The organism is Escherichia sp. WS338 (assembly GCF_046486405.1).
GTDB lineage: Bacteria > Pseudomonadota > Gammaproteobacteria > Enterobacterales > Enterobacteriaceae > Escherichia > Escherichia coli.
The window spans coordinates 246,755-261,403 of sequence record NZ_JBJQLL010000004.1 but is presented as its reverse complement, the minus strand read 5'-3'; the positions used below and the strand labels follow the sequence as shown (position 1 = coordinate 261,403).

Annotated in this window: 13 protein-coding genes; 10 read left to right on the top strand and 3 right to left on the bottom strand. The window is 52.0% G+C overall.

All coding sequences use genetic code 11. From position 1 onward, the window contains the following. Positions 1-95: 95 nt before the first annotated feature. The 6 genes from rnc (at position 96) to shoB (ending at position 4,043) form a co-directional block, all read left to right on the top strand. Positions 96-776, top strand: a complete 681-nt coding sequence (rnc, locus tag ACJHWT_RS05355) for a ribonuclease III (protein WP_001068343.1) — start codon at positions 96-98, stop codon at positions 774-776. Then, the gene (era, locus tag ACJHWT_RS05350) at positions 773-1,678 is read left to right on the top strand and encodes a GTPase Era (protein WP_000020737.1); all 906 of its coding nucleotides are present in this window, start codon (positions 773-775) and stop codon (positions 1,676-1,678) included. The genes rnc and era overlap by 4 nt, the downstream gene beginning before the upstream one ends. A gap of 11 nt (positions 1,679-1,689) precedes the next feature. Then, positions 1,690-2,418 carry a DNA repair protein RecO gene (recO, locus tag ACJHWT_RS05345; protein WP_000399393.1) on the top strand — a complete coding sequence of 243 codons (729 nt, stop codon included), beginning with the start codon at positions 1,690-1,692 and terminating at the stop codon, positions 2,416-2,418. Between the two features lie 11 nt (positions 2,419-2,429). Further along, the gene (gene pdxJ, locus ACJHWT_RS05340; protein WP_001309669.1) at positions 2,430-3,161 is read left to right on the top strand and encodes a pyridoxine 5'-phosphate synthase; all 732 of its coding nucleotides are present in this window, start codon (positions 2,430-2,432) and stop codon (positions 3,159-3,161) included. After that, positions 3,161-3,541 (top strand): holo-ACP synthase, encoded by a 381-nt coding sequence (gene acpS / locus ACJHWT_RS05335; RefSeq protein WP_000986029.1) that lies wholly within the window; start codon positions 3,161-3,163, stop codon positions 3,539-3,541. Before pdxJ ends, acpS begins: the two co-directional genes overlap by 1 nt. Before the next feature lie 421 nt (positions 3,542-3,962). Then, on the top strand, positions 3,963-4,043 hold the full coding sequence (gene shoB / locus ACJHWT_RS05330; RefSeq protein WP_000128775.1) for a type I toxin-antitoxin system toxin ShoB: 81 nt from the start codon (positions 3,963-3,965) through the stop codon (positions 4,041-4,043). 193 nt (positions 4,044-4,236) lie between these two features. Here shoB and yfhL read toward each other — a convergent pair whose 3' ends face one another. Continuing rightward, on the bottom strand, positions 4,237-4,497 hold the full coding sequence (gene yfhL, locus ACJHWT_RS05325) for a 4Fe-4S dicluster ferredoxin YfhL (RefSeq protein WP_001196285.1): 261 nt from the start codon (positions 4,495-4,497) through the stop codon (positions 4,237-4,239). A gap of 55 nt (positions 4,498-4,552) precedes the next feature. Continuing rightward, positions 4,553-5,401 (bottom strand): MurR/RpiR family transcriptional regulator, encoded by an 849-nt coding sequence (locus ACJHWT_RS05320; RefSeq protein ID WP_001296301.1) that lies wholly within the window; start codon positions 5,399-5,401, stop codon positions 4,553-4,555. Between the two features lie 208 nt (positions 5,402-5,609). On the opposite strand from ACJHWT_RS05320, the gene yfhb reads away from it, so the two are divergent. Both yfhb and tadA read left to right on the top strand, forming a co-directional pair. Further along, positions 5,610-6,245, top strand: coding sequence for a phosphatidylglycerophosphatase C (gene yfhb / locus ACJHWT_RS05315; protein WP_000190644.1), 636 nt, complete (start codon positions 5,610-5,612; stop codon positions 6,243-6,245). Positions 6,246-6,302: 57 nt separating this feature from the next. After that, positions 6,303-6,806 carry a tRNA adenosine(34) deaminase TadA gene (tadA, locus tag ACJHWT_RS05310; RefSeq protein ID WP_001297409.1) on the top strand — a complete coding sequence of 168 codons (504 nt, stop codon included), beginning with the start codon at positions 6,303-6,305 and terminating at the stop codon, positions 6,804-6,806. Here tadA and mltF read toward each other — a convergent pair. Then, positions 6,803-8,359: a membrane-bound lytic murein transglycosylase MltF gene (gene mltF, locus ACJHWT_RS05305; RefSeq protein ID WP_000734231.1), complete on the bottom strand. Its 1,557-nt coding sequence runs from the start codon at positions 8,357-8,359 to the stop codon at positions 6,803-6,805. The genes tadA and mltF overlap by 4 nt on opposite strands. A gap of 257 nt (positions 8,360-8,616) precedes the next feature. Between mltF and purL the strand changes: the two genes are divergently transcribed. Both purL and qseE read left to right on the top strand, forming a co-directional pair. After that, a complete protein-coding gene (gene purL, locus ACJHWT_RS05300) occupies positions 8,617-12,504 on the top strand; it encodes a phosphoribosylformylglycinamidine synthase (protein WP_000970172.1) in 3,888 nt (1,295 codons plus the stop codon). 556 nt (positions 12,505-13,060) lie between these two features. Then, positions 13,061-14,488, top strand: coding sequence for a two component system sensor histidine kinase QseE/GlrK (gene qseE / locus ACJHWT_RS05295; RefSeq protein ID WP_065203333.1), 1,428 nt, complete (start codon positions 13,061-13,063; stop codon positions 14,486-14,488). Positions 14,489-14,649 lie beyond the last annotated feature (161 nt).

The window sequence follows — 14,649 nt, the reverse complement described above, 5'->3', positions numbered from 1 at the left end:
GTAAACTGAAACTGCAGTGAAGCAGTTAGCCGAGCCATGTATATCAGGTCTGTTTCGTGTGCTGAATTGTTGACGCATTTATTTATTGGTATCGCATGAACCCCATCGTAATTAATCGGCTTCAACGGAAGCTGGGCTACACTTTTAATCATCAGGAACTGTTGCAGCAGGCATTAACTCATCGTAGTGCCAGCAGTAAACATAACGAGCGTTTAGAATTTTTAGGTGACTCTATTCTGAGCTACGTTATCGCCAATGCGCTTTATCACCGTTTTCCTCGTGTGGATGAAGGCGATATGAGCCGGATGCGCGCCACGCTGGTCCGTGGTAATACGCTGGCTGAACTGGCGCGCGAATTTGAGTTAGGTGAGTGCTTACGTTTAGGGCCAGGTGAACTTAAAAGCGGTGGATTTCGTCGTGAGTCAATTCTCGCTGACACCGTCGAGGCATTAATTGGTGGCGTATTCCTCGACAGTGATATTCAAACCGTCGAGAAATTAATCCTCAACTGGTATCAAACTCGTCTGGACGAAATTAGCCCAGGCGATAAACAAAAAGATCCGAAAACGCGTCTGCAGGAATATTTGCAGGGTCGCCATCTGCCGCTGCCAACTTATCTGGTAGTCCAGGTACGTGGCGAAGCGCACGATCAGGAATTTACTATCCACTGCCAGGTCAGCGGCCTGAGTGAACCGGTGGTTGGCACAGGTTCAAGCCGTCGTAAGGCTGAGCAGGCTGCCGCCGAACAGGCGTTGAAAAAACTGGAGCTGGAATGAGCATCGATAAAAGTTACTGCGGATTTATTGCTATCGTCGGACGTCCGAACGTTGGCAAATCCACATTGTTGAACAAACTGCTGGGGCAGAAGATCTCCATCACCTCCCGCAAGGCGCAAACAACTCGTCACCGCATTGTGGGGATCCATACTGAAGGCGCGTATCAGGCGATCTACGTTGATACCCCAGGCCTGCATATGGAAGAAAAACGCGCCATTAACCGCCTGATGAACAAAGCGGCGAGCAGCTCTATCGGCGACGTTGAGCTGGTGATTTTTGTCGTAGAAGGCACCCGCTGGACGCCGGACGATGAAATGGTGCTCAACAAACTGCGCGATGGCAAAGCGCCGGTAATCCTCGCGGTGAACAAAGTGGATAACGTGCAGGAAAAAGCCGATCTGCTGCCGCACTTACAGTTCCTGGCAAGCCAGATGAACTTCCTGGATATTGTGCCGATCTCTGCCGAAACCGGGCTGAATGTCGACACTATCGCAGCAATCGTGCGTAAGCATCTGCCTGAAGCGACCCATCACTTCCCGGAAGATTACATCACCGATCGCTCACAGCGTTTTATGGCGTCTGAAATCATCCGCGAAAAACTGATGCGTTTCCTCGGCGCTGAACTGCCGTACTCCGTGACCGTGGAGATCGAACGTTTCGTCTCTAACGAACGCGGCGGTTATGACATCAACGGTTTGATTCTCGTTGAGCGTGAAGGGCAGAAGAAGATGGTTATTGGCAACAAAGGGGCCAAGATCAAAACCATCGGGATTGAAGCGCGTAAAGACATGCAGGAAATGTTTGAAGCGCCTGTTCACCTTGAGCTGTGGGTAAAAGTGAAATCCGGTTGGGCCGACGACGAACGCGCACTGCGCAGTCTCGGTTATGTTGACGATCTTTAAGAGTAACTCCGATGGAAGGCTGGCAGCGCGCATTTGTCCTGCATAGTCGCCCGTGGAGCGAAACCAGCCTGATGCTGGACGTCTTCACGGAGGAATCGGGTCGCGTGCGTCTGGTTGCCAAAGGCGCACGCTCTAAACGCTCTACTCTGAAAGGTGCATTACAACCTTTCACCCCTCTCTTGCTTCGCTTCGGTGGGCGTGGTGAAGTCAAAACACTGCGCAGTGCTGAAGCTGTCTCGCTGGCGCTGCCATTAAGCGGTATCACGCTTTACAGCGGTCTGTACATCAACGAACTTCTCTCCCGCGTACTGGAATACGAGACGCGCTTCTCTGAACTCTTTTTCGATTACTTGCACTGCATTCAGTCACTTGCAGGTGCCACTGGTACGCCAGAACCCGCGCTGCGTCGCTTTGAACTGGCACTGCTCGGGCATCTGGGCTATGGCGTCAATTTTACCCATTGTGCTGGTAGCGGCGAGCCGGTAGATGACACCATGACGTATCGTTATCGCGAAGAAAAAGGGTTTATCGCAAGCGTCGTTATCGACAATAAAACGTTCACCGGAAGGCAGTTAAAAGCGTTAAACGCGCGGGAATTTCCTGACGCAGACACACTGCGCGCCGCGAAACGCTTTACCCGCATGGCGCTTAAGCCGTATCTTGGCGGTAAACCATTAAAGAGCAGGGAACTGTTCCGGCAGTTTATGCCTAAGCGAACGGTGAAAACACATTATGAATGATGAGGATTGTCATGGCTGAATTACTGTTAGGCGTCAACATTGACCATATTGCAACGCTGCGTAACGCACGCGGTACTGCTTACCCGGATCCGGTGCAGGCGGCGTTTATTGCTGAGCAGGCGGGAGCGGACGGCATTACCGTGCATTTACGTGAAGATCGCCGCCACATTACTGACCGCGATGTGCGCATCCTGCGTCAGACGCTGGATACCCGCATGAATCTGGAGATGGCGGTGACCGAAGAGATGCTGGCGATCGCCGTTGAGACGAAGCCACATTTTTGCTGTCTGGTACCGGAAAAGCGTCAGGAAGTAACAACCGAAGGCGGCCTGGACGTCGCAGGGCAGCGTGACAAAATGCGCGATGCCTGTAAACGTCTGGCGGAGGCCGGGATCCAGGTTTCTCTGTTTATCGACGCCGATGAAGAGCAGATCAAAGCTGCGGCAGAGGTTGGCGCACCGTTTATCGAGATCCACACCGGTTGCTATGCTGATGCCAAAACTGACGCCGAACAGGCGCAAGAGCTGGCGCGTATCGCCAAAGCCGCGACCTTTGCCGCTAGTCTCGGTCTGAAAGTTAACGCTGGTCACGGTCTGACCTATCACAACGTGAAAGCTATTGCCGCCATCCCTGAGATGCATGAACTGAATATCGGTCATGCCATTATTGGTCGTGCAGTGATGACCGGACTGAAAGATGCGGTGGCAGAAATGAAGCGTCTGATGCTGGAAGCGCGTGGCTAATGGCAATATTAGGTTTAGGTACGGATATTGTGGAGATCGCTCGCATAGAAGCGGTGATCGCCCGATCCGGTGAGCGCCTGGCACGCCGCGTATTAAGCGATAACGAATGGGCAATCTGGAAAACGCACCACCAGCCGGTGCGTTTTCTGGCGAAGCGTTTTGCTGTGAAAGAAGCGGCGGCAAAAGCGTTTGGCACCGGGATCCGCAATGGTCTGGCGTTTAATCAATTTGAAGTATTCAATGATGAGCTCGGCAAACCACGGCTACGGCTATGGGGTGAGGCATTAAAACTGGCGGAAAAGCTCGGCGTTGTAAATATGCATGTAACGCTGGCAGATGAACGCCACTATGCTTGTGCCACGGTAATTATTGAAAGTTAAAAAAATACCGTTCTCTTTATAAAGTAAAACCCCCGAACTGGTAAGGAACGGGGGTATTCACTTTACAACTTTAATTTTGTGCAGCACACGATTCCAACAGAAATGATTATGGATCAATTTCGTTATCCTGTACAAGCAACTTGCAATCTCTGACATAAAAAACGCGAGCCTTTACGAAGAAATCGACATTGATAAAAAGATTAACGTGACCGCTTTTTGATAAGTACATTAAAATCGGTTTCGTTATTGGCAATTTTGCTGTGCTTTACACCATGCCACTGAATTCCCCCATTGAAACGAGTGGTGTCGTCAAAGCTCTGGTGTGGAGTGCAGCACTCGATTCCAATAACTCGCACGTTCAGTTTTGGGGTGATGTAAGGGCTAATCTGAACGGCTGCATTCCTTGTTTAAGGAAAAACGAATGACTGATTGCCGATACCTGATTAAACGGATTATCAAAATCATCATTGCTGTTTTACAGCTGATCCTTCTGTTCTTATAACACAAGGAAACGTACTTAAGGTGCGTCCGGTGAACCAGTCGGACGCGCCTTTAATAACTATAAATAAGTGTCTGGGCAGATACTATATAAATTAACTTAGTGAATAATTATGCTAATGTCATCAATCAAATAAATATAATAGCGTTAAGGTTTCTCTATAAAATAATTAACACTCTACATCCAGGGTAGAATATTAAATTTTATCCGCGTGATGCATAAGCACAAATTTATCCCACAACTGTTCTTCCGTCTCGACATGTTGCGGATCCTTCACAATAGTATTGGGGATCGGGCACACCTTCTGGCAGGTTGGTGTCTCGTAGTGCCCTACGCATTCGGTACACTTATCGCTGTTAATCTCGTAGATATGATCGCCCATTGAAATCGCCTCATTCGGGCATTCGGGTTCACACATATCACAATTGATGCATTTTTTAGTGATTAACAGCGCCATAAGGAAACTCTCAAAACAACACAAACCGGGCGGGCATTATACGCGCATTCTTTACTCAGACCAGTTTTTTCACCAGCGCTTCACTGTGACGAATACGTTCTGGAGCCAGTTCCAGATCCTGCTGAATCAGCGCAATGAACAGCAAATCCGTTAACATTCCCTGCGCGTGACAAGCAGAGATTGAAGCACTGTTTGTCGCTTGTTCTTCGGCAATGGTATACAGGCAATGAGAAGCACGCTGTTGCAGGGCATTGGGAGTAAAGCCGGTAATCGCCAGCACTTTTCCGCCCACTCGCAGCATCTCATCTGCCGCCAGGTTTAACTCGCGTCGTACACCGGTGTAGGAAATGGCTAATAACAGATCGTCAGGGGACGACGCCTGTACTGTAGCGAGTAGCGCATGCATATCGCGCACTGCGGCAGCATTGAAGCCAATCTTCATCAGCTTCCAGGCAAAGTTTTGCGCCACCAGACCCGAAGCGCCAATACCGGTCAGAATTATCCGCCGCGCAGAGCGCAACATTGCCACGCATTCATGCAGTTTCTCTTCACTATTAACGTTTAACGTTGCGTACATAGCGGCAGTATTTTCTTTAATCAGTTTTTCGCCGACCAGCCGTAACGGATCATCACCGCGGATTTGGTTATGAATGGGCACGGAGGGAGATTCCGGCTGGCTTGCCAGCGCTTCACTCAACGCCAACTTAAGTGCCGGAAAACCTTTATAGCCGAGTTTTTGCGCGAACTTCACGACGCTGGACTGACTGACTCCGGCTTCGTTGGCCAGTTGCTGAGAGCTTAAATGGCGCGCCGTATCAGGTTGTAGCAGCAGATAATCCGCCAGTTTTTTATCACTTTGGGCAAGCCCCTGGTAACGCTGACGGATACGAAGTAAGCCGTTCATATCTTTCCTCGCGATGAAATAGTGGCGACAACAGGCAATATGAGACACACGCGAGTGAATTTTATATTCCATTGCCGCTAATTGCCATGAATTAAAAATTCCAGTTAGCCATGATGCGGTCGATTGTTGCCGGAAAAGTGATGATCTATCTGTTAGGCTATGTAGTAGCGAAAATTAATCAGGATGTTTCAGTCCAGAGGAGTATGGTTTGGCAACTCACGAGCGTCGTGTGGTGTTTTTTGACTTAGATGGAACATTGCATCAGCAGGATATGTTCGGCAGTTTTCTGCGTTATTTACTGCGTCGCCAACCGCTGAATGCGTTACTTGTCCTGCCGTTGTTGCCGATCATAGCCATTGCGTTATTGATAAAAGGTCGTGCGGCACGCTGGCCGATGAGTCTGCTTCTGTGGGGATGCACTTTTGGTCACAATGAAGCGCGTTTGCAGGCGTTGCAGGCCGATTTCGTACGCTGGTTTCGTGACAATGTTACCGCCTTTCCGCTGGTTCAGGAGCGATTAACCACCTACCTGTTAAGTTCCGATGCTGATATCTGGTTGATTACCGGCTCTCCGCAGCCGCTGGTTGAAGCGGTTTATTTCGATACGCCCTGGCTGCCGCGGGTTAATCTTATCGCCAGCCAAATTCAGCGTGGCTATGGTGGTTGGGTATTGACGATGCGTTGTCTGGGACATGAAAAGGTCGCACAACTGGAGCGCAAAATCGGCACGCCGCTGCGGCTGTACAGTGGCTATAGCGACAGTAATCAGGACAATCCGCTGCTTTATTTCTGTCAGCATCGTTGGCGAGTAACCCCGCGCGGTGAACTCCAGCAACTGGAATAGAGTAAAGCATAGCGTCCGTGTATAATGCGCCGCGCTTTTATAACCGGAGTTTTCTTTTTGTCTGAAGTCGAATTTAGCCACGAATACTGGATGCGTCACGCGCTGACGCTGGCAAAGCGTGCCTGGGATGAGCGGGAAGTGCCGGTCGGCGCGGTATTAGTGCATAACAATCGTGTTATTGGCGAAGGCTGGAACCGTCCGATTGGTCGACATGATCCCACCGCACATGCAGAAATCATGGCCCTGCGGCAGGGCGGTCTGGTGATGCAAAATTATCGACTGATCGACGCCACGCTGTATGTCACGCTTGAACCCTGTGTAATGTGTGCCGGAGCAATGATCCACAGTCGCATTGGTCGCGTGGTCTTTGGTGCGCGTGACGCGAAAACTGGCGCTGCGGGATCTTTAATGGATGTGCTGCATCATCCGGGTATGAATCACCGGGTGGAAATTACCGAAGGAATACTGGCGGATGAGTGCGCGGCGTTGCTCAGTGACTTCTTTCGCATGCGCCGCCAGGAAATTAAAGCGCAGAAAAAAGCGCAATCCTCGACAGATTAATTTTGTTTCTCTTCACTCCCTTTTCTGGAAAACAGCAGAGAGGGAGAGTGGGTCAAATAGTTTGATGACGACTGGGAAAGAAACGAGAGAAAAGGAAATTTCTCTTTGCCCAGCTCCGTAGGCGATACCGCCGGATAATCCTGCGCCAGTTGCATCGCCGCTTCTGTAGCCTGCTTCTCTTTCTCCTGCAGATAACCCACCAGGCTAATCTGATACTTACGAATATTTTCGACATAAGCGTAGGCTTCATGCCCACGAGCGTAGCCGTAAGTCAGCTTGCTGTAATAGGGTTTCTGGCTAAGTAAAGGCAGACGCTGTTTTACGTCAGCCCAACTGTCAGGATTACCTTTGGTTTTTGCCGTCAGGGCGCGGGCATCCAGCATATGCGCATAGCCCATATTGTACGCGGCAAGGGCAAACCAGATCCGTTCGTTCTCCGGCACACTTTCCGGCACTTTACTCATCATATCCTGCAAATAACGCACGCCGCCGCTGATGCTCTGTTCGGCATCGGTACGATCCGTAATGCCGAGGCTTTGCGCGGTGTTTTTGGTTAACATCATCATGCCGCGCACACCCGTCGGTGAAGTGGCCTGAGCATCCCAGTGCGATTCTTGATAAGCAATAGCGGCCAGCAAACGCCAGTCAATTTCTTCGGCGTATTTCTCAAACAGGGGCTTTAACTGCGGCAGTACCGCATCGACGGCGCGTAAAAATGTGCGCGTATCGACGTAATCAAAATCATCGCCATGCCCCAGGTATTTCTCTTCAATGCGTGCCAGCGTACCGTCTTCATTCATCTCATTGAAGAAATCGAGCAGAGCGGCGGAAAGGGTATTATCGCCATCTAACGGGCTAAACCAGGTCACCGGTTGTTCATCGGTAATGTCGAGCGCTACGGCGAGTTCCGGATGAACGCGCTGAAACAGGCTAATGGCAACAGAATCAGCAATGGTGTAATCGAGTTTTCCTTCGATGACATCTTCCATTAATTCCGCAGAGCCTTTTTTGTCGTCAACCTTCCAGCTTAATTCCGGGAATTTTGTTTCTTTCAGGGTCTGGAGATCGTTAACCACCACATGACCCGGTGCAACGGTGAGTTGCTCCGCCGTCAGGTTGCCCAGCGTACGTGGGCGATACTGACCCACTTTATAAACCAGTTGTTGTGACACGGAATAATAGGTAGGGCCAGGCTGATAATTTTTTACCCGCTCACTGTTATAAACCAGTCCTGCCGCCAGCAGGTCGGCATTGCCATTATCGAGGTCGTCAAATAACTGGCTGATATTCTGCCGCACGGTCACTTTCAGTTTTACGCCGAGGTAATCGGCAAACTGTTTCGCCAGTTCGTAATCCAGGCCAACAGGTTTCCCGTTGATTTCGTTATACGTCAGGGGAGTATGAATGGTGCTCACACGCAACTCTCCCCGCGCTTGAATGGCGGCGATACGGTTGTCGGCTTTACCAAACCAGGGAATGGATGGCCAGAGAGCGACCGCGAGCAGCAGTGCCAGAATGCCGATGAACAGATAATTAATCTTTAATTTTTTCAATTAGTTAATTCTCTGTGTCGTGCGCGTCCCAGCTTGAAAAAACGTAATAATAGTGAAAGGTTTACTCATAAATGAGCGGCATTTTGCGTAAACCTGCGCCAGTTGGCAACTTATTACAGCCATTGGCGGCACGCGTTGCTAATTCACGATGGTGATTTTATTTCCACGCAAACGGTTTCGTCAGCGCATCAGATTCTTTATAATGACGCCCGTTTCCCCCCCTTGGGTACACCGAAAGCTTAGAAGACGAGAGACTTATGATGGAAATTCTGCGTGGTTCGCCTGCATTGTCGGCATTCCGAATCAACAAACTGCTGGCACGTTTTCAGGCTGCCAGGCTCCCGGTTCACACTATTTACGCCGAGTATGTCCATTTTGCTGACCTCAATGCGCCGTTAAACGATGATGAGCACGCACAACTTGAACGCCTGCTGAAATATGGCCCGGCACTCGCCAGCCACGCCCCGCAAGGCAAACTCCTGCTGGTGACCCCGCGTCCTGGCACCATCTCTCCCTGGTCTTCGAAAGCGACCGATATCGCCCATAATTGCGGTCTACAACAGGTAAACCGCCTTGAGCGCGGCGTTGCTTACTATGTAGAAGCCGGTACGCTGACCAATGAACAATGGCAGCAGGTTACCGCTGAACTGCATGACCGCATGATGGAAACGGTCTTTTTTGCTTTAGATGATGCAGAACACTTGTTTGCTCATCATCAGCCAACCCCGGTCACCAGCATTGATTTGCTGGGGCAGGGCCGTCAGGCGCTAATCGACGCTAACCTGCGTCTTGGTCTGGCGCTGGCGGAAGATGAAATTGACTATCTGCAGGATGCGTTCACAAAGCTGGGTCGTAACCCGAACGACATCGAACTGTATATGTTTGCTCAGGCGAACTCTGAGCACTGTCGCCACAAAATTTTTAACGCCGACTGGATTATCGACGGTGAACAGCAGCCGAAATCGCTGTTCAAGATGATCAAAAATACTTTCGAAACCACGCCAGACCACGTTCTCTCTGCTTATAAAGATAACGCCGCCGTAATGGAAGGTTCTGAAGTGGGCCGCTACTTTGCTGACCACGAAACGGGCCGCTACGATTTCCATCAGGAACCGGCGCATATTCTGATGAAAGTCGAAACTCACAACCACCCGACGGCGATTTCTCCGTGGCCGGGCGCGGCGACCGGTTCCGGCGGTGAAATCCGCGATGAAGGTGCCACCGGGCGCGGCGCGAAGCCGAAGGCTGGTCTGGTCGGTTTCTCCGTTTCCAACCTGCGAATTCCTGGCTTCGAACAACCGTGGGAAGAAGATTTCGGTAAGCCTGAGCGCATTGTCACCGCGCTGGACATCATGACCGAAGGCCCATTGGGTGGCGCGGCATTTAACAACGAATTTGGTCGTCCGGCACTGAACGGCTACTTCCGTACTTATGAAGAAAAAGTGAACAGCCACAATGGCGAAGAGCTGCGCGGTTATCACAAACCGATCATGCTGGCGGGCGGGATCGGCAACATTCGCGCCGATCACGTACAAAAAGGCGAGATCAACGTTGGTGCGAAGCTGGTCGTTCTCGGCGGCCCGGCAATGAACATCGGTCTTGGCGGCGGCGCGGCGTCTTCCATGGCGTCTGGTCAGTCTGATGCCGACCTCGACTTTGCTTCCGTACAGCGCGACAACCCGGAGATGGAGCGTCGCTGCCAGGAAGTGATCGACCGTTGCTGGCAGCTTGGTGATGCCAACCCAATCCTGTTTATCCACGACGTCGGCGCTGGCGGTCTTTCTAACGCCATGCCGGAACTGGTGAGCGACGGCGGGCGCGGCGGTAAATTCGAACTGCGCGATATCCTGAGCGACGAACCGGGCATGAGCCCGCTGGAAATCTGGTGTAACGAATCCCAGGAACGTTACGTGCTGGCGGTTGCTGCCGATCAGTTACCGCTGTTTGACGAGCTGTGTAAGCGTGAGCGCGCACCCTACGCGGTGATTGGTGAGGCGACCGAAGAACTGCATCTTTCTCTGCACGATCGTCATTTTGATAATCAGCCGATCGATCTGCCGCTGGACGTCCTGCTTGGTAAAACGCCGAAGATGACCCGCGAAGTACAAACGCTGAAAGCGAAGGGTGATGCGCTGGTTCGTGAAGGGATTACCATTGCTGACGCGGTGAAACGCGTGCTGCATCTGCCGACCGTGGCGGAGAAAACTTTCCTGGTGACCATTGGTGACCGCAGCGTAACCGGCATGGTAGCGCGCGATCAGATGGTGGGTCCGTGGCAGGTGCCGGTCGCTAACTGCGCGGTCACTACCGCCAGCCTCGATAGCTACTACGGTGAAGCGATGGCGATTGGCGAGCGTGCGCCGGTTGCGCTGCTGGATTTCGCCGCTTCTGCCCGTCTGGCGGTCGGTGAAGCGTTAACCAATATTGCCGCAACACAGATTGGCGATATCAAACGCATTAAACTTTCCGCCAACTGGATGGCGGCGGCAGGCCACCCTGGTGAAGATGCGGGCCTGTATGAAGCCGTTAAAGCTGTGGGCGAAGAACTTTGTCCGGCGCTGGGCCTGACGATCCCGGTGGGTAAAGACTCTATGTCGATGAAAACCCGCTGGCAGGAAGGTAACGAAGAGCGCGAAATGACGTCGCCGTTGTCGCTGGTGATTTCTGCATTTGCCCGCGTGGAAGATGTGCGTCACACCATCACGCCGCAGCTTTCTACCGAAGATAATGCATTACTGCTGATTGATCTGGGCAAAGGCAATAACGCGCTGGGCGCAACGGCGCTGGCGCAGGTTTATCGTCAGCTTGGCGACAAACCGGCAGATGTACGCGACGTTGCCCAACTGAAAGGTTTCTATGACGCGATTCAGGCACTGGTTGCACAGCGTAAACTGCTCGCGTACCACGACCGCTCTGACGGTGGCCTGCTGGTGACGCTGGCGGAAATGGCGTTTGCCGGTCATTGCGGGATTGACGCGGATATCGCCTCTCTGGGCGACGATCGCCTGGCTGCGTTGTTTAACGAAGAACTGGGTGCGGTGATTCAGGTTCGTGCCGCTGACCGTGAAGCGGTCGAGTCCGTACTGGCACAGCATGGGCTTGCGGATTGCGTCCATTATGTAGGGCAGGCGGTTTCCGGTGACCGTTTTGTGATTACCGCCAACGGGCAGACTGTATTCAGCGAAAGCCGCACTACGTTGCGTGTCTGGTGGGCAGAAACTACCTGGCAGATGCAGCGCCTGCGTGACAACCCTGAATGTGCCGATCAGGAGCACCAGGCGAAATCAAACGACGCCGATCCGGGCCTGAATGTGAAACTGTCGTTTGATATCAACGAAGATGTGGCAGCACCGTTTATTGCCACTGGCGCGCGCCCGAAAGTTGCCGTGCTGCGTGAGCAGGGCGTGAACTCGCATGTTGAAATGGCGGCAGCTTTCCACCGTGCAGGCTTCGATGCTATCGACGTGCATATGAGCGATCTGCTGGCTGGACGCACGGGCCTGGAGGGTTTCCACGCCCTGGTCGCGTGCGGTGGTTTCTCCTACGGTGATGTGCTGGGCGCTGGTGAAGGTTGGGCGAAGTCTATCCTGTTCAATGACCGTGTACGCGATGAGTTTGCAACCTTCTTCCATCGTCCGCAAACGCTGGCGCTGGGGGTATGTAACGGTTGCCAGATGATGTCTAATCTGCGAGAACTGATCCCGGGTAGCGAGTTGTGGCCACGTTTTGTGCGTAACACCTCCGATCGCTTTGAAGCGCGTTTCAGTCTGGTAGAAGTAACCCAAAGCCCGTCGCTGCTGTTGCAGGGGATGGTGGGCTCGCAGATGCCGATTGCTGTCTCTCACGGTGAAGGGCGCGTGGAAGTGCGTGATGCGGCGCATCTGGCGGCGCTGGAAAGCAAAGGGCTGGTGGCACTGCGCTATGTCGATAACTTCGGTAAAGTCACTGAAACCTACCCGGCTAACCCGAACGGTTCACCGAACGGTATTACGGCGGTCACGACTGAAAGTGGTCGAGTCACCATTATGATGCCGCACCCGGAACGAGTTTTCCGTACTGTCAGCAACTCCTGGCATCCGGAAAACTGGGGCGAGGATGGGCCGTGGATGCGTATTTTCCGCAATGCACGTAAGCAGTTGGGGTAAGCCGTCAACCCATTGGTTTTGCAGCCGCATCCGGCATTAAGCACCAACCGCTATTATAAGCTCCCAACTTCGGGAGCTTTTTTGTGTCTGTAAATCACGACAATGGGTGGTTTACCGTGTCGCTTTCTGGCGACACTTAACTGATTGATTTTAATAGTATCTAATAAGTTTATCTTAAGTTGTCTCTTTTTAGCGACACAGTGGCTGATTTACATTCAAATAGCGAAGAAGCCATAAATCCCTCAAAGCAGCGTATAATCAGTACGTTACCAAACTATTTTCTTTATTGGCACAGTTACTGCATAATAGTAACCAGTGGCTCATTCACCGACTTATGTCAGCCCCTTCGGGACGTGCTACATAAAATACGAATGACGCACAACAAGGTGCCTGCCGTCCAACTTCTGATATCAGCGTAGCTATATCAACCATCGGGCGAAACGTCGAGTTAGGCACCGCCTTATTCCATAACAAAGCCGGGTAATTCCCGGCTTTGTTGTATCTGAACTTCCCCTCGGTTAGCATCAGGCTATTCGCGTCTGACGAGAGTAACACCTTGAAACGCTGGCCCGTTTTTCCCCGCTCATTACGACAACTGGTAATGCTGGCATTTTTGCTGATTCTGCTGCCCCTGTTGGTGCTGGCATGGCAAGCCTGGCAAAGCCTGAATGCGCTTAGCGATCAGGCGGCGCTGGTTAACCGCACTACGCTTATTGATGCCCGGCGCAGTGAAGCGATGACCAACGCGGCGCTGGAGATGGAGCGTAGTTACCGTCAGTATTGCGTGCTGGACGACCCAACCCTGGCGAAGGTTTATCAAAGCCAGCGCAAGCGTTACAGCGAAATGCTCGATGCCCACGCAGGCGTGCTGCCGGACGATAAACTCTACCAGGCATTACGTCAGGATTTGAACAATCTGGCTCAACTTCAGTGTAACAACAGCGGTCCCGATGATGCCGCCGCCGCACGTCTTGAAGCCTTTGCCAGTGCCAATACCGAAATGGTACAGGCCACGCGCACAGTGGTGTTCTCTCGTGGGCAGCAACTTCAGCGTGAAATCGCCGAACGTGGGCAATATTTTGGTTGGCAATCGCTGGTGCTATTTCTGGTGAGTCTGGTGATGGTACTGCTTTTCACGCGGATGATTATCGGGCCGGTGAAAAATATCGAGCGCATGATCAACCGTCTGGGGGAAGGGCGTTCTCTGGGCAATAGCGTCTCGTTCAGTGGACCGAGCGAGTTACGCTCGGTTGGGCAACGTATTCTTTGGTTAAGTGAGCGCCTGTCATGGCTGGAATCCCAACGCCATCAATTTTTAAGACATTTATCTCATGAATTAAAAACGCCACTGGCGAGTATGCGCGAGGGCACTGAATTACTGGCTGATCAGGTTGTCGGGCCGCTTACGCCAGAGCAAAAAGAGGTGGTGAGCATTCTTGATAGCAGCAGCCGCAATTTGCAAAAGCTGATCGAACAACTGCTTGATTACAACCGTAAACAGGCGGACAGTGCGGTGGAACTGGAGAATGTTGAGTTAGCACCGCTGGTGGAGACAGTGGTTTCTGCTCATAGCCTGCCCGCACGGGCTAAAATGATGCATACCGACGTCGATCTCCAAGCAACAGCTTGCCTGGCGGAGCCAATGCTGCTGATGAGCGTACTGGATAATCTTTACTCCAATGCTGTGTACTACGGGACTGAATCCGGTAACATTTGCCTTCGCAGCAGTTTACATGGTGCGCGGGTTTATATTGATGTCATCAATACAGGCACACCCATTCCGCAAGAGGAACGCGCCATGATCTTCGAACCCTTTTTTCAAGGAAGCCACCAGCGAAAAGGGGCGGTGAAGGGCAGCGGTCTGGGATTAAGCATTGCCAGGGATTGTATTCGCCATATGCAAGGGGAACTGTATCTGGTCGACGAGAGCGGGCAAGACGTTTGTTTCCGCATTGAATTACCGTCGTCGAAAAACACGAAATAATGCTAACAGCCCATCCCATCAGGCTATTTTATTTGTCAGTTCGGCCCCGGGCAGTGCTCGAAATCTTCACGTACGACATGTACGCTCTGGTTTCTCCGCGCTGTCCATGTCCAAACTGCCTGCAACAATTACGCCCACTGGGATAGGCTTTAAGTCTGGTG